Annotated in this window: 20 protein-coding genes; 6 read left to right on the plus strand and 14 right to left on the minus strand. The window is 72.0% G+C overall.

The genetic code is table 11. The annotated features are described in order from the left end of the window. Window positions 1–4: 4 nt before the first annotated feature. From AB0259_RS11565 to AB0259_RS11590, 6 genes are all read right to left on the minus strand, one after another. A complete protein-coding gene (locus AB0259_RS11565; RefSeq protein ID WP_366221567.1) occupies window positions 5–1,126 on the minus strand; it encodes an NAD(P)/FAD-dependent oxidoreductase in 1,122 nt (373 codons plus the stop codon). Then, on the minus strand, window positions 1,119–1,811 hold the full coding sequence (locus AB0259_RS11570; protein ID WP_366221565.1) for a methyltransferase domain-containing protein: 693 nt from the start codon (window positions 1,809–1,811) through the stop codon (window positions 1,119–1,121). The genes AB0259_RS11565 and AB0259_RS11570 overlap by 8 nt, the downstream gene beginning before the upstream one ends. After that, entirely contained in the window at window positions 1,808–2,929 is a 1,122-nt protein-coding gene (locus AB0259_RS11575) for a type III polyketide synthase (protein ID WP_366221563.1), read from the minus strand. The genes AB0259_RS11570 and AB0259_RS11575 overlap by 4 nt, the downstream gene beginning before the upstream one ends. A 97-nt stretch (window positions 2,930–3,026) precedes the next feature. Beyond that, window positions 3,027–3,710 carry a hypothetical protein gene (locus AB0259_RS11580; RefSeq protein ID WP_366221559.1) on the minus strand — a complete coding sequence of 228 codons (684 nt, stop codon included), beginning with the start codon at window positions 3,708–3,710 and terminating at the stop codon, window positions 3,027–3,029. Between the two features lie 60 nt (window positions 3,711–3,770). Further along, entirely contained in the window at window positions 3,771–4,343 is a 573-nt protein-coding gene (locus AB0259_RS11585; protein ID WP_366221558.1) for a nitroreductase family protein, read from the minus strand. Between the two features lie 44 nt (window positions 4,344–4,387). Further along, complete coding sequence (locus AB0259_RS11590; RefSeq protein WP_366221556.1) at window positions 4,388–5,752, minus strand: glucose-6-phosphate dehydrogenase; 1,365 nt, start codon at window positions 5,750–5,752, stop codon at window positions 4,388–4,390. Window positions 5,753–5,831: 79 nt separating this feature from the next. Here AB0259_RS11590 and AB0259_RS11595 point away from each other — a divergent pair, with 79 nt between their 5' ends. Then, a complete protein-coding gene (locus tag AB0259_RS11595; RefSeq protein ID WP_366221554.1) occupies window positions 5,832–7,631 on the plus strand; it encodes a glycoside hydrolase family 15 protein in 1,800 nt (599 codons plus the stop codon). Between the two features lie 84 nt (window positions 7,632–7,715). Further along, window positions 7,716–9,134, plus strand: a complete 1,419-nt coding sequence (locus AB0259_RS11600) for a serine/threonine-protein kinase (RefSeq protein ID WP_366221552.1) — start codon at window positions 7,716–7,718, stop codon at window positions 9,132–9,134. Between the two features lie 48 nt (window positions 9,135–9,182). Here AB0259_RS11600 and AB0259_RS11605 read toward each other — a convergent pair whose 3' ends face one another. Both AB0259_RS11605 and AB0259_RS11610 read right to left on the minus strand, forming a co-directional pair. After that, window positions 9,183–10,268, minus strand: coding sequence for an ABC transporter permease (locus AB0259_RS11605; RefSeq protein WP_251583304.1), 1,086 nt, complete (start codon window positions 10,266–10,268; stop codon window positions 9,183–9,185). Next, a complete protein-coding gene (locus AB0259_RS11610) occupies window positions 10,265–11,149 on the minus strand; it encodes an ATP-binding cassette domain-containing protein (RefSeq protein ID WP_251583302.1) in 885 nt (294 codons plus the stop codon). The genes AB0259_RS11605 and AB0259_RS11610 overlap by 4 nt, the downstream gene beginning before the upstream one ends. Window positions 11,150–11,364: 215 nt before the next feature. On the opposite strand from AB0259_RS11610, the gene AB0259_RS11615 reads away from it, so the two are divergent. Continuing rightward, window positions 11,365–11,934 carry an NADPH-dependent FMN reductase gene (locus tag AB0259_RS11615; protein ID WP_251583299.1) on the plus strand — a complete coding sequence of 190 codons (570 nt, stop codon included), beginning with the start codon at window positions 11,365–11,367 and terminating at the stop codon, window positions 11,932–11,934. 61 nt (window positions 11,935–11,995) lie between these two features. Here AB0259_RS11615 and AB0259_RS11620 read toward each other — a convergent pair whose 3' ends face one another. The 3 genes from AB0259_RS11620 to AB0259_RS11630 all read right to left on the minus strand — a co-directional run bounded on the left by AB0259_RS11620 (window position 11,996) and on the right by AB0259_RS11630 (window position 14,832). Continuing rightward, window positions 11,996–12,658: a response regulator transcription factor gene (locus AB0259_RS11620; protein WP_251583297.1), complete on the minus strand. Its 663-nt coding sequence runs from the start codon at window positions 12,656–12,658 to the stop codon at window positions 11,996–11,998. Continuing rightward, window positions 12,655–13,914 carry a sensor histidine kinase gene (locus AB0259_RS11625; RefSeq protein WP_366221549.1) on the minus strand — a complete coding sequence of 420 codons (1,260 nt, stop codon included), beginning with the start codon at window positions 13,912–13,914 and terminating at the stop codon, window positions 12,655–12,657. The genes AB0259_RS11620 and AB0259_RS11625 overlap by 4 nt, the downstream gene beginning before the upstream one ends. Before the next feature lie 75 nt (window positions 13,915–13,989). After that, window positions 13,990–14,832, minus strand: a complete 843-nt coding sequence (locus AB0259_RS11630; protein ID WP_251583293.1) for an exodeoxyribonuclease III — start codon at window positions 14,830–14,832, stop codon at window positions 13,990–13,992. A gap of 52 nt (window positions 14,833–14,884) precedes the next feature. On the opposite strand from AB0259_RS11630, the gene pyrE reads away from it, so the two are divergent. Next, a complete protein-coding gene (gene pyrE, locus AB0259_RS11635) occupies window positions 14,885–15,463 on the plus strand; it encodes an orotate phosphoribosyltransferase (RefSeq protein WP_251583284.1) in 579 nt (192 codons plus the stop codon). Between the two features lie 17 nt (window positions 15,464–15,480). Here pyrE and AB0259_RS11640 read toward each other — a convergent pair whose 3' ends face one another. Continuing rightward, a complete protein-coding gene (locus tag AB0259_RS11640) occupies window positions 15,481–15,627 on the minus strand; it encodes a hypothetical protein (protein ID WP_251583282.1) in 147 nt (48 codons plus the stop codon). 83 nt (window positions 15,628–15,710) lie between these two features. Between AB0259_RS11640 and AB0259_RS11645 the strand changes: the two genes are divergently transcribed. Both AB0259_RS11645 and AB0259_RS11650 read left to right on the plus strand, forming a co-directional pair. Further along, window positions 15,711–16,664, plus strand: a complete 954-nt coding sequence (locus tag AB0259_RS11645; protein ID WP_366221546.1) for an SDR family NAD(P)-dependent oxidoreductase — start codon at window positions 15,711–15,713, stop codon at window positions 16,662–16,664. Between the two features lie 59 nt (window positions 16,665–16,723). Then, entirely contained in the window at window positions 16,724–17,068 is a 345-nt protein-coding gene (locus AB0259_RS11650) for a TfoX/Sxy family protein (RefSeq protein ID WP_366221545.1), read from the plus strand. A gap of 2 nt (window positions 17,069–17,070) precedes the next feature. Here AB0259_RS11650 and AB0259_RS11655 read toward each other — a convergent pair whose 3' ends face one another. Together AB0259_RS11655 and AB0259_RS11660 are read right to left on the minus strand one after the other, a co-directional pair. Next, window positions 17,071–17,715: a metal-dependent transcriptional regulator gene (locus AB0259_RS11655; protein ID WP_366221543.1), complete on the minus strand. Its 645-nt coding sequence runs from the start codon at window positions 17,713–17,715 to the stop codon at window positions 17,071–17,073. A 10-nt stretch (window positions 17,716–17,725) separates the two neighbouring features. Beyond that, window positions 17,726–19,006, minus strand: a complete 1,281-nt coding sequence (locus AB0259_RS11660; protein WP_366221542.1) for an Nramp family divalent metal transporter — start codon at window positions 19,004–19,006, stop codon at window positions 17,726–17,728. Window positions 19,007–19,052 lie beyond the last annotated feature (46 nt).

Below are 19,052 nucleotides of genomic sequence, written 5' to 3' on the forward strand. Positions count from 1 at the left end.
CGCGTCACCGTCCCGCTCGGTCGAGTCCCATCGCGTAGGCGTTCGGCACGAGCGCGCCGGTCGCGGCGAGCACTGACCCGAGCACTCGCGAGCGCGCGGCGTGCACCGCTCCGGAGACCGGACGGCCGAGCGCCATGTTCACTGCCGCCAGCCGGCCGGCGATCCGCGCCGACCTCAGCCGGTCGCCCTCCCACTCGGCGAGGTCGGCGTCGGGCGCCGATCCGAGCCGGATCCACGCGGCAAGGAGTGGTGCGAGGGTCGCGGCATCCAGCAGCCCGAGGTTCATGCCCTGACCGCCGATCGGACTGATCTCGTGAGCGGCGTCCCCGATCACGAAGAGTCGGTCGCGGCGCATCGCGCGTCCCAGCACGCGCCGGACGCCGAACGCGGTCGCCTCACCCACCGCGTCGGCCGCCGCCGCCTCACCGCGCTCCTGCAGTGCACGCACCAGCCTGGCCGTCCGCGTCTCGACACTGCCACCGGCGTCCCACGCGACGAAACGCCGCTGTCCGCCCGGCAACGGGAACGACTCCAGGACTCCGCCGGGAGCGAGGTGCACGAGGGCGGTCTCGGCGTCCTCGCGCGGTGGGACGGCGGCATCCGTCATCAGATACCGATCCGCGTATGCCGTCCGCCGCAGCGCTGCCGGGCGATACACGAGATCCCTGGCGCCGACCCCGCCGGCGACGACGACGATCGGCGCGCGGCGCTCTCCGTGATCCGTCTCGACGCGCATCCCGCCCCGCTCCGGCCGCACGCCTGTGACCGTCACCGCGCGCTCGGGCTCGGGACCGTCGCCCCGCAGCGCGCGCTCGGTCTCCGCCTGCGGGAGGGTCGCGACATACGGATGCCGTGCGTCCAGTCGCCCGAAGTCGACCACGCCGATCGTGCGCCCGTCGCTGCGGGCCTCGCCGCGTCGCACCCGCACGGCTGCGCTCAGGATGCGATCGGTCGCCCCGCCCGCCTCCAACGCGGCGAGCACCAGGGCGTGCAATCCGATCGCCCGGGACCCGCCACCCGCCGTCGGGCGTCGCTCGAGGACGTCGACCTCGACGCCGAACCGCGTCAGCTCGGCGGCGAGCAGCGTGCCCACCGGGCCCGCGCCGACGACGAGGACCTCAGCCATCGCCGTCCGCCACGGCGAGCAGCCGGAACGGCGCCGGTGACGCCACGCGCCAGGGGTCGCCCAGCGCCGACGCGAGCTCGTCGGCTCGGTAGCTGCGTCGGATCGAGCGCAGACCGTCCGTCCGCAAGAACGTGCCGCGCTCGAGCGCCATGACGCCTATGCCGTACAACGCATACGCCATCGCGCTGCGCTCGATGTCGGCGTGCAGGACCGTTCCCGTGGCGACCGCGCGCGTGTCCGCCGCGAACCCGACGAGCTCGTCGTCGGTCAGATGGTGCAGGACATGATTCGACAGCACGAGATCGAACCGCTCTCCGGCCGCGCGGAGACCCGCGGCATCCGTCGCAGCGAACGACACCCGCGCGCTCTCGCGCTGGCGCGCCACCTCGAGCGCCCGCGGGTCGGGGTCGATCCCGAGCCACTGCACGTCGAGCCCGTCCCGCTCCGCCCACCCCGCCAGGCGGGCCAGGACGTCGCCGCCTCCGCTGCCGACGTCGAGCACGCGGGCAGGACGCCCCAGCTGCTGCAGTCGGGGACGGATGCCGCGTCGCCACACCCGGCCCCATCCGCCGATCGCGCGGTTCACGAGGTCGAACCGACGCAGGGTCTCGGCGAGCAGGACGGGGTCGCAGTCGGGGTCGTCCATCAGCTCGAGCAGCGCGGTGTCGCGCACGGCGAGGGTCATGCCGGCCCCCGCCGGAACGTCAGCCGCGCCGCTTCCAGCGTGAGGCCCGGACCGAAGGCCAGTGTCGCCACGCGGTCGCCGTCGTCGAGACCCGACGCGAGGAGGGAGCCGAGGATGAAGAGGATCGTCGCGCTCGACATGTTCCCGTAGTCGCGCAGCACGTCGCGCGAGACGGTCAGCGCGTCGGCCGACAGCCCGAGCCCTGCTTCGACCCGGTCGAGCACGCTCCGCCCACCGGGGTGCACCGCCCAGGTGTCGACGCTCTCGTCCCCCAGGAACGACTCGACCGCCGCGCGGATCTCACGCCCGATGATGCGCGGCACCTCCGCCGACAGGATCATCTCGAACCCGGTGTCGCCGATCGTCCAGGCCATGTCCTTCTCGCCGTCGTCGGTCAGCACGGTCGCGAAGCCGTCCAGCTCGAACGAGCTGCCGCGCGCCCGCGACGGATCGGCGCTCACGACGGCGGCGGCCGCGCCGTCGGCGAAGACGGAGGCGGCGACGATCTCGTCGTGGTCGGCGGGTGTCCGGACGTGCAACGAGCACAGCTCGGCGCACACGACGAGCACGACGGCCGCGGGGTCCGCCGCGCACGTCTGCGCCGCGGTGCGCAGCGCCGGTACCGCTGCCGCGCACCCCATGAACCCGAGGTGGGCGCGCGCGACCGTGGTGGGGAGGTCGAGGTCGCGCACGAGCCGGTAGTCCGGTCCGGGCGCGAACATGCCCGTGCACGAGACGGTGATGACGTGCGTCACCTCGGCGGCGTCGACGGATGCCGCAGCGAGCGCCTTCCGCGCGGCCTCGGCGAACAGGGGCGGAGCGAGCCGGATGTAGGCGTCGTTGCGCGCGCCGGTCGACGGAGCCAGCAGCGCGCCCGCATCGGTGACCGTCGGCATCCGCTCATCGCCCTCCGGTGCGGAGGCCGCGGCCGCGGCGGCTGCCAGGTCGCTCAGGACGGTGTGGCGGGTGTCGATCGCCGACGCGTCGAACGCGGCGCCGATGAGACGGCGGGTCAACCGGTCGGCGCCGGGCTGAGCGGCGAACAGATCGCGCACCTGGTCCTGTCGCAGACGGGCCTCGGGCACGGCGGTGCCGATCGACAGGATGCGGGTGGTCATGCCTCACCGTAACCGCCGGACGGACATGGGGGGCCGAGGGTTGACCATCCCGGTCGTGTCTGAGCGGCGCACGGGCGTGCGGGCGGGTGCTCCGCGCTCAGCGTTCTGCGACCCAGACCTCGACCCCGGCGTTCGTGAGGGTGAAGTTGATGACGGTGCCGGAGCGGTACGAGGTGCGCGCGGCATCCGGACTCTGCTCGCTGACCACCGTGGTCACGGTGACCGGGAACGGCGCGGCGCCGCACGTGGACAGGGATTCGTCCGCCGACTCCTGCGGGCTCACGATGCTCATGCACTCGGCGTTCGGCCGGTCGGGGCTCGTCGCCGTGAAGGCGAACACCGAGTAGCCGCGGAAGTCAGCGTACCGGCGCCCGGCCGAGGCGTTCGCCTGCGCGCCTCCGCCGTCGATGACGGCGAGTGTCGTGACCCGCTCGGCGCCGGGGTAGCGCGTCTTCTCCTCGGGAACCGCCCGCGTGATCGCGACCGTCGCCGCGATAAGCACCACCGCCGCGACCGTGGCTCCGACGAGGAGCACCCACCGCGGCGCTCGCCGAGGCGGCTCGACCGGAAGCGCCGTCGCCACCTCGGAATCCTCGACGGTCGCATCCTCGACGGGGAGCGCAGGGTCGTCGACGACCTGTTCCATCGTCGCGCCCCGCAGGGCACGCTCCTCGAGCTCGCGCAGGCGCGCCAGCGCGGCGGTGTCGCCCGCGATGTCGGGGGTGCGCCCGTAGGCGCGCTCGCGCAGTCGGGCGAGCTCGGCGGCCTCGTCGTCGTCCATCGGGATCACTCAACCAACAAACGGAGGGATGCGGGCCGAATCGACGTCCGCCGCGCCGGATCAGTCGTCGACGAGCAGCGACTCGGCGATCGGGCGACGCTCCCGGGGGGCGTCCTCTCGGGCGCGCAGCTCTTCCGATGCCGCGTCGGGGTCGCCCAACGGGCCGACCGCCATGACGGTCAGCGCGCGCTGGTCGCCGCCGAGCCCGAACGACTCCGCGATGCGGTCCGCGTGGAAGCCGCCCATCTGGTGCGTCCCGAGGCCGTCGGCGTGCGCCTGCACGGTGAAGTGCGCGGCGGCCTGACCGACATCGTAGGCGGCCCAGCGCAGCGCCTTCCCGTCCTGCTCGGTGGTCGCGACGAAGACGACGAGCGCCGCGGCGTCCGCCGCCCAGGAGCGGTTGAACCCCATGAGGCTGTCGACGACGGCAGTGTGGGATGCCGACCCCCGCCGCGCCACGATGAACCGCCACGGCTGCGTGTTCGACGCCGACGGCGACCACCGCGCGGCCTCGAGGGCGGACTGCAGTGCCTCCTCGTCGATCGGCGCGGACGCGTCGAAGATGCGCGTGCTCCAGCGCTCGGTGAGCACGTCGAGGATGGGGGCGTCGGTGGCGGCGGTGCGGCTCGGCATCCCTCTATTCCACCACCGCCCGCACCGGGTCGGCGTCGCCCGCGTCAGGAGGTCGGCCAGTCCACCGGCCCGGACGTGCCGGCCGCGTAGTCGTCGAGCGGTACGCGGCCGTCCCGCCACGCGTCGATCACGGGCTGCACGATGTGCCAGCAGTCGACGGCCGCGTCGCCGCGCACCGAGAGCATCGCGTCGCCGTCGAGGATGCCCGAGAGCACCTCGGCATACGCCTTCAGCGCTCCCGCGCCGAGGTGGGCTTCGAGCGTCGCCCGCTCGAGCTCGAGGGGGTCCGCCTCGCCGTTGACGTTGAGCTCGAGCGAGATCGAGTCGGGGCCGAGCGAGAAGCAGAGCACCGTGGGTCCGGGGTCGCCGGTGAACCCGCGGGGGAGGTGGCGCACCGGATGGAAGCGCACCTCGACCTTCGCCTCGGCGTGCCCCAGGGCCTTGCCCGAGCGCAAATTGATCGGCACTCCCTGCCACCGCGCGTTGCGCACCTCGACCGTCATCTCGGCGAGCGTCTCGGTCTCGCGCGCCGGGTCGACTCCGGGCTCATCGACGTAGGACGGGAACTCGCGACCGTCGACCGAGCCCGCGGTGTATCGCGCCCGTCGCGATGAGGCGACCGGGTCGTCTCCCCACACCGCCGTCGCACGCAGAGCGGCGCCGGTCGCGTCGCGGAGATCGCGTTCGTCGAGGGATGCCGGGGGCTCCATCGTCACGAACGCCATCACCTGGAGCAGGTGGCTCTGGATCATGTCGGTGAGCGCCCCCGCTTTGTCGTAGTAGCCGGCGCGGCCCTCGAGCCCCAGCGGCTCGTCGAACTGCACGAGGATCGAGGCGATGTGATCGGCCGACCACGCCGGTTCGATGAGGCGGTTCGCGAAACGCACGCCGAGCAGGTTGAGGACGGTCGACCGGCCGAGAAAGTGGTCGACGCGGAACACCTGTCCCTCGGGGACGAGGTCGGCGAGGGTCGCGTTGAGTCGTTCGGCGCTCGCGGCATCCGACCCGAACGGCTTCTCGAGCGCGAGGATCGTGCCCTCGGGGATCGTGACCGACCGCAGTGCCTCGCACGCCTTCGCGGCGACGGCGGGAGGGACGGCGAAATACAGTGCGGGGCGACCCTCGGCCGCATCCAGCAGCTCCTGCAGCTGCGCGGTGTCGGTGATGTCCGCCTGCGTGTAGGTCGTGTCGGAGAGGCGGTCGAACGCGGACTCGGAATCGGTCGTCGCGAACGCCTTCCGGACGGTCTCGCGCCACGCGTCGTCGGTCCACTCCTCGACGCCCGCACCCGCGAGGCGGACGCTGCGGTCGGGCTCGCGCGCGAGCAGCTGCCCGAGCGCCGGCAGGAGCAGGCGCGAGGTCAGGTCGCCCGAGGCGCCGAGGATGAGCAGGGTCGTGTCCGCCGTCATGCGCGTCACCCTAGCCCGAGGATGGATGCCGATCCGAGGCGGGAGCTATCTCTTGCCCCAGCCCGACGGCGGGGCCACAATGACGACGATGCCTGCCCCGATCGAGTCCTATGCCCTGCTCAGCAACTGTCGGACGGCGGCGCTGGTGTCGGATGCCGGGAGCATCGACTGGCTCTGCCTGCCTCGGTACGACGCGGCGTCGATCTTCGGTGCGTTGCTCGGTGACGAGGATCACGGCCGGTGGAGCGTTCGACCCACGGACCCCGACGCGACCGCGACGCGGCGGTACGACGGCGACACCTTCGTGCTCGTCACCACGTGGAAGACGTCGACCGGCGTCGCCGAGGTGATCGAGTTCATGCCCATGGACGAGGACGCCGTGGTGCGCCGGGTCGTCGGGGTCGAGGGCTCCGTCGGCTTCGAGAGTGAGCTGCGCCTGCGCTTCGACTACGCGCGGGCCCTGCCGTGGGTGCGTCAGATCGGTGACGACGACGCCGCTGCGGTGCTCCTTGCGGTCGCCGGCCCCGACGCCGTCGTCGTCCGCGGGCCGCGACTGCGCCCCGACGGGACGACGCACCGGGGAGTGTTCACGGTCGCGGCGGGTGCGACGGTCGACTCGGTGCTCGCGTGGGACCGGTCGTACCACCCCCATCCGGTCGCCCGGGACGTCGATGCCGTGCTGGCACGCACGCGCGGCTGGTGGACCGACTGGGCGTCTGGGGTCGAGGGGCACGGCCGGTGGGCGGAGCACGTGATGCGCTCGATGCTCGTGCTGCGCGCCCTCACGCATCCCGACACCGGCGGGATCGTCGCGGCCGCGACGACCTCGCTCCCCGAGGACCCCGGCGGGTCGCGCAACTGGGACTACCGCTTCGTGTGGCTTCGCGACGCCGCACTCACACTCGAGGCCTATCTGGCCCACGGGTACACCCGCGCGGCCGAACGCTGGCGCGGATGGCTGCTGCGCGCGGTCGCCGGGGACCCCGCCGACGTGCAGATCATGTACGGCCTCGGTGGCGAGCGCGACCTGCCCGAACGCGAGCTGATGAGCCTGCCCGGGTACGACGGCTCCGCCCCCGTCCGCATCGGCAACGGCGCGGTGGACCAGTATCAGGGCGACGTGATCGGCGAGGTGCTCGTCGCTCTCGAGGCGGCGCGCCTGGCGGGCGTCGCCGAGACGCCGTCGTCCTGGTCGCTGCAGCGGGCGTTGCTCGCGCAGGTGGTGGAGTGGGTCGACCGTCCCGATCACGGCATCTGGGAGATGCGCGGCGACCTGCACCACTTCACCCATTCGCGGGCCATGGTGTGGGCCGCGCTCGATCGCGGCGTCCGGGCGGTCCGCGAGCAGGGCCTCGACGGCGACGCGGACACCTGGGCACGGCTGCGCGACCGCGTCCGCGCCGAGATCGACAGCACCGGAGTGGATGCCGCGGACGGCCACTTCACGCAGCACGACACCACCGACGAGGTCGACGCCTCCCTGCTGCTCCTGCCGCTCGTCGGGTTCTGCGCGGCCGACGACCCGCACATGCTCGCGACCGTCGCCCGGATCGAGCGCGACCTGCTCCGCGACGGCTTCGTCATGCGCTACCGGACCGACGCCGGCACCGACGGGCTGCCGGGCGACGAGCACCCCTTCCTCGCGTGCTCGTTCTGGCTCGTCGAGCAGTACGCGGCGACCGGGCGCCTCGACGACGCGACGCGTCTCATGGACCGGCTGTGCGCTGTCGCCAACGACGTCGGCCTGCTCTCGGAGGAGTACGACCCCGCCACCGGGCGTCACATCGGCAACACCCCTCAGGCGCTCTCGCATCTCGCCCTCGTCGGTGCCGCCGACGCGCTCGCCGGGCACGTCGGACGAGCCGCGCACCGGACCTAGTCACCTCGTCAAGTGCCCTGCACCGAGTGGGTGCCCGGGGTAACGTCGTGGACGACGCCGCCGACCCGGGCGGAGGAGGAGACGATGACGGACGCACCCGAGCCGCTCGTCGGCGACACGCTGGCGGAGCGATACCGACTGACCGCGCAGGTCGGTCAGGGCGGCATGGCGCGCGTCTTCCGCGCCGATGACACCGCACTCGGACGCACCGTCGCCGTCAAGGTGCTGCGACCCGGCGTCGAAGGAGCCGCGGGCATGCCCGAGCGGGCGCGGAGCGAAGTGACGCTGCTCGCCTCGCTGAACCACCCCTCCCTCGTCACGCTCTTCGACGCCCACCTGACCGGCTCGCCCGAGTACCTCGTGATGGAGTTCGTCGACGGGCCGACGCTGAGCGCCCGCATCGCCGAGGGGCCGATGCCCCCGGCCGAGGTCGCCGCGCTCGCTGCGGAACTGGCCGAGGCTCTTCACATCGTCCACGCCTCGGGCGTCGTGCACCGCGACATGAAGCCCTCGAACGTGCTGCTCGCCCCGCCGCACCTCCCCGGCGGGCGGTCGCGGGCCAAGCTCGCCGACTTCGGCATCGCGCTGCTCCTCGACAGCGCTCGGCTGACGACGCCCGGCACGATCATCGGCACGGCCGCGTACCTCGCGCCCGAGCAGGTCCAGGGCGGCGACCCGGCGCCTCCGGCCGACATCTACGCACTCGGGCTCGTGCTGCTCGAAGCGCTGACCGGCGAGCGCGCCTACCCGCACACCGACGGGGTGGGCGCGGCGCTCGCGCGCCTGACGACGCCGCCCGCCATCCCCGACGCGCTCGGCCCGGGATGGACGTCCCTCCTGTCGCGGATGACCGCCACGACGCCGCAGGAACGGCCGACCGCGCTGGAGGTCGTCGAGGCGGCCGAGCGACTGCGCACCGCCCCGGTCGACGGCGCCCCGCCGCTCCCGCCGGTGCGTGCGGCGGTGGCCGCGGGCATCCCGATCATCGCCGCCGGCGATCCGGAGGTGACGCGAGCCGACACACCGGTGGAGGACGACGCCCCGACACTGCTCGAGCCCGCGGCCGCCCGCGCGGACGGTGACGCCCCGACGCGCCGCTATCCGACCGCGGCGACGGTCGCCTTCGCCTCGGCGGCGCCGGCATCCGCCCAGGAAGAGCGTCCTCGACGGTCGCGGCGTCCGCTCGTCATCGGGCTGGCGGTCGCCGCGGTCGCGCTCATCGCCGGTGCCAGCATCTGGGCCGCGTCGCTCGTCGGCGGGCAGCAGTCGGGCACGACCGATCCCGCGCAGACCGAGCCGACGCCGGCGAGCACCGTTCAGGTGAGTCCGACCGAGCAGGCACCGACCCCCACCCCTACGGTCACGACTGTCGACGACCCGGTCACGGACGACCCGGTCACGGACGACACGCCCGCGGACGACAAGGGACCCGGCAAGCAGGACAAGCCCGAGAAGCCGGGCAAGCCCGACAAGCCGGGCAAGGGGAACTCAGGAAAGAACTGAACCGCCCCGCCGCGTATGCGGACGGAGCGGTTCAGCGGATGCTGCGGCTCAGCGCGACAGGGCCTCGCGCAGCTTGACGCGCGCCCCCATGCGCAGGAGCGAGTTCTCGTAGATCTTCGCGCCCACCAGGATCGCCCCGACGCACGCGGCGAGCATCACCACGAGGGCCAGCAGCGGCTCCCACCACTGCGCCTCGCCGACGAAGATGCGCACCGGCATCCCGACCGGGGCCGAGAACGGCACGTACGACATGATCGTCAGCACGACGGGGTTGTCGTTGAAGAAGATCACGAGGAAGTACGGCGCCATCACGATGTAGGTCAGCGGCGTGATCGAGGGGCCGATGTCCTCCTGCCGCGAGACCATCGCCCCTGCCGCCGCGAACAGTGCGGCCAGCAGCACGAAGCCGAACAGGAAGAACACCGCGAACCACGCGATCGGGCCGCCGAGCCCCGCGATCAGGAAGTCCTGACCCGTCACCGTGAGTCCGATGATCGCGACCGCGGCGATCCCGACGATCTGCCCCATCGCGAGCACGGTGTTGCCGAGCACCTTCCCCGCCAGGAGAGCGCGGGTCGGGATCGCCGAGATCAGCAGCTCGACCACGCGGGTCTGCTTCTCCTCGACGACGCTCGTGGCGATCGTCGTCCCGAAGGTGAGGGCCGCGGCGAAGAACACACCGCCGAAGGCGATGGCGATGATGTAGCGAAGGAAGCCGTCGGTGCCCGCCGGCTCCAGGATCTCGACCTCGGGCGCGATGCTGAGCTGCTGCAGCAGGCTGTTCGACACCTGCTCGTCGAAGACGACCGTGTACCCGAGCGGCTCGGCGCCACCGGGGACGACGGCCGCGTCGACCGTGCCGTCGCGGACGAGGTCGCGCGCCTCGTCGGCGGTCGCGGCATCCGTCACATCGAAGGCGTCGGGATCGGCGATGACGGACGCGGTGTCGGCGGTCACCGCGATCGGGGTGCGGTTGTCGCTCTGCGCAGTGAAGCCCGCCCACAGGACGGCGGCGAGCACGATGACGAACATGACGACGGTGGAGATGATGAACGACTTCGAGCGCAGCTTCGAGCCGATCTCGCGCTCGGTGACGAGCCAGACGCTCTGGCCGAAGGACGGTGACGTGTTCACTGGATGACCTCCGTGAAGATCTGGGCGAGGGTGGGGCGACGGGGGGCGAAGCTCGTGACGGCGCCGGCCGCGACCGCGCGCTGCAGAACCCGCTGCACGGTCTCGTCCGAGTCGGCTTCGAACACCGCGTACCCGCCGTCGAAGTCGACGACTTCGATGCCGGGCTCGTCGCGGAGCCAGCCCGCGTCGGTCGCGGAGACGAGCTCGAAGCGCCGCGAGGCGTGCTCGGCGCGCAGACCCTCGCGGGTGCCGGCGGCGCGGATCGTGCCCCCGGCGATGATGACGAGGTCGTCGCACAGCCGCTCGACGACGTCGAGCTGATGCGACGAGAAGAGCACCGACACACCGCGGGCCGCGCGGACCTGCAGGACGTCGGCGACGACGTCGACCGCGAGCGGGTCGAGTCCGGAGAACGGTTCGTCGAGGATCAGCACCTCCGGGTCGTGCACGAGGGCCGCCGCGATCTGCGCGCGCTGCTGATTGCCGAGCGACAGCGTCTCGACGTTGTCCTCGAGGCGTTCACCGAGCCCGAGTTCCTCGAGCAGAGCCGTCGCGCGGGTCGTGGCATCCGCCTTCGAGAACCCGTGCAGCCGCGCGAGGTAGACGATGTGCTCGAGCACCTTCATCTTCGGATACAGGCCTCGCTCCTCGGGCATGTAGCCGAAGCGACGGCGGTCGGCGGTCGTGACGGGCGCGCCGTTCAGCGTGACCTCGCCGCTGTCGCGACCGAGCACGCCGAGCATGATGCGCATCGTGGTGGTCTTGCCGGCACCGTTCCCGCCGACGAACCCGGTCAGGCGGCCGGGCGCGACGTCGAACGCGACGTCGTCGAGCACCCGCCGCGAGCCGTAGCTCTTGGTGATCCCGCGTAGCTGCAGCATCCGTTCCTCCTGTGATCCATGCGCCACCGGCGGTGGCACGTGTCCCACGTTAGGAAGATCGGATGCCGCAGACCTCCCCCGGGCGGGTGATCCCGCAGGCCCACCGCAAGGGGGACCGTGACGTCAGATTGCATTCACAGGAATAGGAACCCCGGACGGCTCGTTGACTCACACGGTGCCGAACGGCATCCGTTTCGACTTTTTCTGGAGGACCCATGACGAACCGCACCATCGGCTACATCGTCGGCAGCATCTCGTCGACGTCGATCAACCGCCGCCTCGCCAAGGCGCTCGAGCGTCTCGCTCCCGAAGGCACCACGTTGGTCGAGATCCCGATCAAGGACCTGCCGTTCTACTCGGTCGACCACGACGCGGACTTCCCGCAGGCGGCCGTCGACTTCAAGCAGGCGATCGCGGACGTCGATGGCGTCATCATCGTGACCCCCGAGTACAGCCGCTCGATCCCCGGCGTGCTGAAGAACGCGCTGGACTGGGCCGCTCGTCCCTATGGTCACAACGCCTTCAACCTCAAGCCCACCGCCGTGATCGGCACGTCGGGCAGCGGTATCGGCACCGCCGCCGCCCAGCAGCACCTGAAGGCCATCCTCAGCCACTTCAACGCCCCGACGCTCGGACAGCCCGAAGGCTACGTGCAGAGCACGCCCGGCCTGTTCGGCGAGGACGGCGAGGTCACGAGCGACGAGACCGCGGGCTTCCTCACCGGCTACCTGGAGGCCTTCGGCGACCTCATCGACCGCTACGCGAAGGTGCCCGCGGGCGTCTGACCCGCGCTTCGACGGGAACGGCCCCGCCCCGACTCGGGCGGGGCCGTTTCGCGTCTGCGCGTCAGGCCAGGCCGTGCCGATAGGCCCAGACCACGGCGGCCACGCGATCGCGGGCGCCGAGCTTCTGGAGCACGTTCGACACGTGGGTCTTGACCGTCGCCTCGCCGATGAAGAGGTGCTGCGCGATCTCGCCGTTGCTCATCGCCCGCGCGAGCAGACGCAGCACTTCGGCCTCGCGCTCGGTGAGCTCGACCGGCAGGGCGGGCGCGGCATCCGTCTCACGGGGGAGCGGCTCCCTCTCCGTCTGCGCGAACCGCTCGATCACGCGGCGGGTGACGGACGGCGCGAGCAGCGCGTCGCCGGAGTGGGCGACCCGCACGGCGTTCGTGAGCTCCTCGGGCCCGGCGTTCTTGAGCAGGAACCCGCTCGCGCCCGCGGACAGCGCCTGGAAGAGATAGTCGTCGCGGTCGAAGGTCGTCACGATGACGACGGATGCCGGGGTCCCCGCATCCGCCACGATCTGCCGCGTCGCCTCGAGTCCGTCCATCCCGGGCATCTGCACGTCCATGCAGATCACATCCGGGCGCAACTCGCGGGCTGCGACCACCGCGGCATCGCCGTCGCCCGCCTCACCCACGACCTCGATGTCGCCCGCGGCCTCGAGGATCATGCGGAACCCCGCCCGCATCACGGCGTGATCGTCGACCAGCAGCACGCGGATCATGCGGGCACCGCCTGCGTCAGCGGCACGCGTGCGCGCACGAGGAAGCCGCCGCGGTCGCGCGCGCGTGCCTCGAGCGTTCCTCCGGAGGATGCGGCCCGTTCGCGCATGCCGACGAGCCCGAGGCCGGCCCGTCCCGAGATCGGTGCGCGGCCCGTGTTCGAGACCTCGAGCTCGACCGCGTCGTCGGCGTAGCGCAGGCGCACGTCCGCGGTCGCGCCGGGGCCGCCGTGGCGCCGAGCGTTGGTCAGCGCCTCCTGCGCGATGCGGTACAGGTTCACCTGCACGAGATTCGACGTCGGCGTCGCCGCGCCCACGACCGACAGCGTCGTCGGCAGGCCGTTCTCGTTCGCGTGCGCGACGAGGGCGGGCAGGGCATCGAGGCGCAGCGTCGACCCGCCGAGCGCGTCGGCGTCAGGGGCGTCGGTGTCGGGCGTGCGGAGCGTCTCGAGCAGCTGCCGCAGTTCGGTCAGGGCCTCCCGGGCGGAGGACTCGATACCGGTCAGGGCGGTGCGAGCGGCATCCGGGTTCTGCTCGAACACCGTGCGCGCCGCGCCCGCCTGCACCCCCATCGCCGACACGTGGTGGGCGACGACGTCGTGCAGCTCGCGCGCGATGCGCACCCGGTCGAGGGCGACCGCCTGTGCGGCCGTGCGCTCGCGCTCGACCTCGAGTTCCGCGGTGCGCTCCTCGAGGGCGGCGCGCTCCATCGCCCCGGTGTAGGCGCGCTCGCCGAAGAGGTAGGCGCCCCCGAAGAAGGCGACGTTCACGAGGAACTGGATGAGCGCGAACGCCGCGAACGGCGAGAAGGGGCCCTCCTGCGAGAATCCGTCATCGGATGCCGCCGACTGGAACATCGTGACCAGCAACCACACGAACATCGCGACGATGAGCAGGATCCGCACGAGCGCTGCGCGCCGGCGGTCGGCGACCCAGGCCCCGACCGTGTACATCGCGATGAAGAGCGCGACGTTGCCGACGTACACCTCGGGGATGCCCGCCGACATCCCGACGAAGAAGGCCACCGAGACGCCGATGAGCACCGTGTTCGGAAACCGGCGCCGGAGCGCGAGGGGCGCGGTGATCGCGACGGCGTAGAGCAGCGCCCAGTGCAGAGCCGGCGGGTTGCCCCCGTAGATGTTCGAGACCGTGCCGAGCGCGGTGCTGATCAGGCCGGCGACCAGCATCCCGGCGGCGAGCCAGGCGTCGTGACGCCGTTCGGTCGCGGTGACGGCGCGGCGGAGCGTCGAATCGGGCATGCTCCCCACGCTAGAGGGGCGGATGCGGCGCGGCATCCGTCGTGCGGGGGAGACCGACGACCGTTCGCCGCGTCGTCAGAAGATCATCGGACGGTCGTCGTCCTCGTCCTCGCCCCCGAGCTCGAGGTCGACGACGACGGGGACGTGGTCGCTCGGGATCTCGCCCTTGCGCTCGTCGCGGTGGATGGAGGCCCCGACCACTCCGTCGGCGAAGGCCGCCGAGCCCAGGATGAAGTCGATGCGCAGCCCCTCGTTGCGCGGGAAGCGCAGCTGCTTGTAGTCCCAGTAGGTGTAGCCCGTCGGGACGAGCGGACGGACCGTGTCGGTCAGACCCGCGTCGAGCAGGGACTGGAACGCGGCGCGCTCCTCGGGGGAGACGTGTGTCGTCACTCCCTCGACCACCGTCGGGTCGCCGTTGTCGGCATCCGTCGGAGCGATGTTGAAGTCGCCCACGAGCGCCAGCGGCAGGTCGGGCTGCGCGGCGAGCGAAGACTGGGCGTAGGCGCGGAGCGCCTCGAGCCAGTGCAGCTTGTACTGGAAGTGGGGGTCGTCGAGGCCGCGGCCGTTGGGGACGTAGAGGCTCCAGACCTTGACCCCGTCGATCGTCGCGCCCAGTGCCCGCGCCTCCTGCGGGGCATCCGGGCCCTCGTGTCCCTTCAGGAACCCGGGCATGTCGGGGAAGGCGTACTCGACCTCGGTGAGGGGCTCTCGGCTCGCGATCGCGACGCCGTTCCACTGGTTCAGACCGTGCGCCTCGACGTGGTACCCGGCCTCTTCGAACGCCTCATAGGGGAACTGCTCGGGCTTGCACTTGATCTCCTGCATCGCGAGCACGTCGATGTTCTCGCGTACGGCGAAGTCGACGGTGCGCACGACGCGCGCGCGGATCGAGTTGACGTTCCAGGTGGCAAGCCGCATGGTTCCCAGCCTAGATCGGGCGTCGGACGCCGCCGGTCGTAGACTCGGTGCCGTGACCGTCGCCTCCACGCCCGAACTCGAAGCCGACCGCCAGCGCCTCATCTCGCTCATCCAGGAGGAGGCCGTCTTCCACGGCGACTTCACCCTGTCGAGCGGCAAGAAGGCGTCGTACTACGTCGACATGCGCAAGCTGACGCTCGACCACCGTGCGGCCCCCGCGATCGGACGCATCATGCTCGACCTCATCCGCGACGTCGACGGCATCGTCGCCGTCGGCGGACTCACCCTCGGCGCCGACCCGATCGCCAACGCCGTCATGCATGAGTCGGCGCGCACCGACGCCCCGCTCGACGCGTTCGTCGTCCGCAAGGAGCCCAAGGACCACGGCCGCGGCCGCCAGGTCGAGGGAGCGGATGTCGCGGGCAAGCGCGTGATCGTCGTCGAGGACACCTCGACCACCGGACAGTCGGCGCTGAAGGCCGTCGAGGCGCTGCGCCGCGAGGGTGCGGAGCCGGTCGCCGTCGCCGTCATCGTCGACCGCAAGACCGGCGCTCAGGCCGCGGTCGAGGCCGAGGGTCTCACCTGGCTCGCCGCGATCGACCTCGACGATCTGGGACTGGCGCCGCAGTAGTCACCCGAGCGGGCGGCTCACTTGGGCTCGAGGTCGTCCCACGGCTTGCGGTCGCGCCGGTCGTCGCCGCGCCGCCGGAAGGCGCGGACGATGATGATCACGAGCGAGGTCAGCATCGTCAGCCCGACGACGCTGTACAGCAGGTTCTGCTCGAGGTCGTTCATGCGTCCACTCTTGCACGACAGGTCCCGTGGGGGCTCGCGCAAGAGGATGTCGCTCACAGACGCCCGCGCGTAGGGTCGAGGATGTGGCGCGCGATGACTGGGACCCGGACGATCTGCCCGATCTGAGCGGCCGTCGCTACCTCGTCACCGGGTCGAACACGGGCGTCGGATTCTTCTGCTGCCTGCAGCTCGCCGCCGCCGGCGCTCACGTCGTCATGACGGCCCGTAACCCCTCTCGGCTGTCCCGTGCCCGGGCCGCGGTCCTCGCCCAGGTGCCGGATGCCGACCTCGAGACCCTCGCCCTCGACACGAGCAATCTCGGCTCGGTCCGTGCCGCGGCCGCGACCGTCCGCGGACGAGTCGGACTGCATGGTGCCCTCTTCAACGCGGGCATCGTCCATCCCCCGAAGGAGCGCGAGGTGACCCGTGACGGGCACGAGCTCGTCATCGCCACGAACGCCCTCGGGCACTACGCGCTCGCCGGGGCGCTGCTGCCCGCGCTCGCCGCCGCGCGCGGTCGCATGGTGTGGCTCGGATCTGTCGCGACGACGCTCTTCCCATGGGATCCCATCGACCCGGAGCTCGTCCACGACTACACGCCGTGGCGGGCGTACGTGCAGTCCAAGGTGGCGACCGCCGCACTCGGGTTCGAAGCGGACCGTCGGCTGCGCGCGGCATCCGTCCCCGTCCAGAGCCTCGTCGCGCACCCCGGCTACTCGCTCGGCGGACGAACCCGGAGGATCGCGGGCGTCAGCGCACCGTCCCGCCGTAAGCGTCTGCTCGGCGGGCTGCAGGCGGCGGTCGCGCAGTCGAAGGAGCGCGGCGCGTGGGCTCCCGTGCGGGCGCTCGTCGACCCGGATGCGGACGGCGGCCAGTACTGGGGTCCGGCGCGCACCTACACCGGGGCGCCGGTGCGCCAGCGCGGGCCGCGCATCGCGATCGATCCCGACGTCGGAGCCCGCATGTGGCACTACGCCGAGCACGCGACGCGCACCGAGTGGCCGTATCTGAAGGGCCGCCGGCTGCGCCTGCGCTGAGCCGCGTCGCCGGTGCGGCCGTGCTTGCTCTGCCGGGCTCGGGGCGGTAGGGATGGCACATGGCTGACACGGCGCGGGCGAGGCCCGAGGTGCGCGAGGTCCTCGACGAGGCGCGCGCCATCATCGGGGACCGCGCCGTGCGTGAGATCGCGATGTTCGGGGCCGTCGCGCTCATGGTCGACGACTCCATGGCCGTCGCGGTCTTCACGGGCGAGTCACTGCTCGTACGGGTGCGCGATGACGAGGATGCCGCGCTGCTGGCAGAACCCGATGCGTCACGCGCGCACATGGGCGAGCGGTCCATGGGGCTGAGCTGGCTGCGGATCGCGCTCGACGCCGAGCACTCCCGCCTGGAGTTCTGGGTCCGGGCGGCGCTGCGGCGCCCCGGCAAGAGCGCGAACTGACCTCAGGCGGTCAGCCAGACCGCCTGAGCCGCGGCGGGCGGCAGTTCGATCGTCGCACCGCCGTCGAGCTGCACGGCATCCCGGCCCGTGATCTTCACGGTGTGGCCGACGTCGATGCGGAGCTCCTCGAGCGAGCGCAGCAGTGCGGGGTCGCGGTCCGAGACGCGCAGCACCCGCCCGGTGTGCCCGATCGTCGCCTCGGCGAGGAGGACGAACGGCTCCCGTTCGACGCTGCCGTCCGGACCGGGGATGGCGTCGCCGTGCGGGTCGAAGCGCGGGTGGCCGAGGCGGGCGTCGATGCCGGCGAGGAGGCGGTCGCTGATCGTGTGCTCGAGCACCTCGGCCTCGTCGTGCACCTCGTCCCACGCGTAGCCGAACTCGCGCACCAGCCACGTCTCGATGAGGCGGTGCCGGCGGATCACCGCGGTCGCGCGGGAGGTCCCGGCATCCGTCAGCGAGATCGGGCCGTAGGGACGGTGCGACACGAGGCCCTGCGCGGCGAGCTTCTTGATCATCTCCGTGACGGATGACGGCGCGAGTCCGAGTTCGGCGGCGAGCACGGAGGGGGTCACGGGATCGGTCTGCCACTCGGTGTGGTGGTAGATCGTCTTCAGGTAGTCGTCGACCGTGGACGCGGAGGCGGGCACGGTCCTCAGGCTATCCGCCGGAAAGGGTCAGCCCGAGCAGCAGACCATTGAGCGTCACGAGGAAGATCGAGGCGAGGATGCCGGCGATCGTCGTCCACACGCGGTTCCGGTAGCTGCCGAGCAGGTCGCGCTTCGCGGTGAGCGCGACGAGCGGGATGAGGGCGAACGGGATGCCGAAGCTCAGGATGACCTGGCTGAGGATCAGCGCGAACGTCGGGTCGACGCCGAGGGCCAGCACCGCGAGCGCCGGCACCAGTGTCACGAGGCGGCGCGCGAGGAGGGGGATGCGCACGCGCAGCAGTCCGTGCATGATCTCGGCGCCGGCGTACGCGCCGACGGCGCTGCTGGCGAGTCCGCTCGCGAGCAAGCCGACGGCGAACAGGGTCGCGACGACCGGCCCGATGCCGTTCTGCAGGGCCGCGTAGGCGCCCTCGAGACTGTCGGTGCCGGGCACGCCGGAGAGGTTCGCCGCCGCCAGCAGCAGGATGCAGAGGTTCACCGAGCCGGCGATCGCGAGGGCGATCGTGACGTCCCAGCGCGTGGCGCGCAGCACCCGGCGGGTGTCGATGGACGCGTCGGCGGCCGCGGCATCCGTCTTGGTGCGGTCCTCGGTGGGCCGGAACCGGTCGCGGGCGAGCGAGCTGTGCGCGTAGATCGCGTGCGGCATGATCGTTGCGCCGAGGATGGATGCCGCCAGCAGCACCGAGTCCGTGCCGTCGAAGCGGGGGATCAGTCCTTCCACGACGCCGGTGGCCTCGGGTGGTCCGACGAAGACGCCGTAGGTGAAGCCGAGGGCGATGATCGCCATCAGGCCGATGATGACGAACTCGAAGCTGCGCGCGCCGCGACGCGACTGGATGAGCAGGAGCGCGATCGAGACCGCGCCGGTGATGAGGCCGCCCCACACGAGCGGGACGCCGAACAGCAGCCAGAGGGCGACGGCGCCGCCGATGATCTCGGCGACGTCGGTCGCCATGGCGACGAGCTCGGCCTGCAGCCAGTAGGCGCGGCGCGCGGTGTTGCTGCGGATGCGGGTGCCGAGCACCTCGGGCAGGCTCTGCCCGGTGACGATGCCGAGCTTGGCCGAGAGGTATTGGATCAGCCAGGCCATGACGTTGCCGAGAACGACGACCCAGACGAGCAGGTAGCCGTAGCGAGCGCCGGCGGTCATGTTGCTCGCGACGTTGCCGGGGTCCAGGTACGCGACGCCCGCGACGAGCGCTGGTCCCAGCAGCCACGCCGCGCGGGTGCGTGCACGTGCGGGGGTCGGGGCGACGGCGGTTTTCGGCATACCGAAAACGCTAGCAGGATCTTTCGGCGTACCGAAAGATTGACGA

This window comes from Microbacterium sp. NPDC080005, assembly GCF_040702445.1.
Classification (GTDB): domain Bacteria; phylum Actinomycetota; class Actinomycetes; order Actinomycetales; family Microbacteriaceae; genus Microbacterium; species Microbacterium oleivorans_D.

What these genes read in the sequence shown, in the direction of transcription:
- AB0259_RS11650 (WP_366221545.1), top strand. Translation starts at nt 16,724, where the DNA reads ATGGCTGACACGGCGCGGGCGAGGCCCGAGGTGCGCGAGGTCCTCGAC.
- AB0259_RS11595 (WP_366221554.1), top strand. Translation starts at nt 5,832, where the DNA reads ATGACGACGATGCCTGCCCCGATCGAGTCCTATGCCCTGCTCAGCAAC.
- AB0259_RS11580 (WP_366221559.1), bottom strand. Translation starts at nt 3,710, where the DNA reads ATGGACGACGACGAGGCCGCCGAGCTCGCCCGACTGCGCGAGCGCGCC.
- AB0259_RS11575 (WP_366221563.1), bottom strand. Translation starts at nt 2,929, where the DNA reads ATGACCACCCGCATCCTGTCGATCGGCACCGCCGTGCCCGAGGCCCGT.
- AB0259_RS11585 (WP_366221558.1), bottom strand. Translation starts at nt 4,343, where the DNA reads ATGCCGAGCCGCACCGCCGCCACCGACGCCCCCATCCTCGACGTGCTC.
- AB0259_RS11570 (WP_366221565.1), bottom strand. Translation starts at nt 1,811, where the DNA reads ATGACCCTCGCCGTGCGCGACACCGCGCTGCTCGAGCTGATGGACGAC.
- AB0259_RS11565 (WP_366221567.1), bottom strand. Translation starts at nt 1,126, where the DNA reads ATGGCTGAGGTCCTCGTCGTCGGCGCGGGCCCGGTGGGCACGCTGCTC.
- AB0259_RS11600 (WP_366221552.1), top strand. Translation starts at nt 7,716, where the DNA reads ATGACGGACGCACCCGAGCCGCTCGTCGGCGACACGCTGGCGGAGCGA.
- AB0259_RS11620 (WP_251583297.1), bottom strand. Translation starts at nt 12,658, where the DNA reads ATGATCCGCGTGCTGCTGGTCGACGATCACGCCGTGATGCGGGCGGGG.
- AB0259_RS11640 (WP_251583282.1), bottom strand. Translation starts at nt 15,627, where the DNA reads ATGAACGACCTCGAGCAGAACCTGCTGTACAGCGTCGTCGGGCTGACG.
- AB0259_RS11660 (WP_366221542.1), bottom strand. Translation starts at nt 19,006, where the DNA reads ATGCCGAAAACCGCCGTCGCCCCGACCCCCGCACGTGCACGCACCCGC.
- AB0259_RS11610 (WP_251583302.1), bottom strand. Translation starts at nt 11,149, where the DNA reads ATGCTGCAGCTACGCGGGATCACCAAGAGCTACGGCTCGCGGCGGGTG.
- AB0259_RS11625 (WP_366221549.1), bottom strand. Translation starts at nt 13,914, where the DNA reads ATGCCCGATTCGACGCTCCGCCGCGCCGTCACCGCGACCGAACGGCGT.
- AB0259_RS11615 (WP_251583299.1), top strand. Translation starts at nt 11,365, where the DNA reads ATGACGAACCGCACCATCGGCTACATCGTCGGCAGCATCTCGTCGACG.
- AB0259_RS11590 (WP_366221556.1), bottom strand. Translation starts at nt 5,752, where the DNA reads ATGACGGCGGACACGACCCTGCTCATCCTCGGCGCCTCGGGCGACCTG.
- AB0259_RS11630 (WP_251583293.1), bottom strand. Translation starts at nt 14,832, where the DNA reads ATGCGGCTTGCCACCTGGAACGTCAACTCGATCCGCGCGCGCGTCGTG.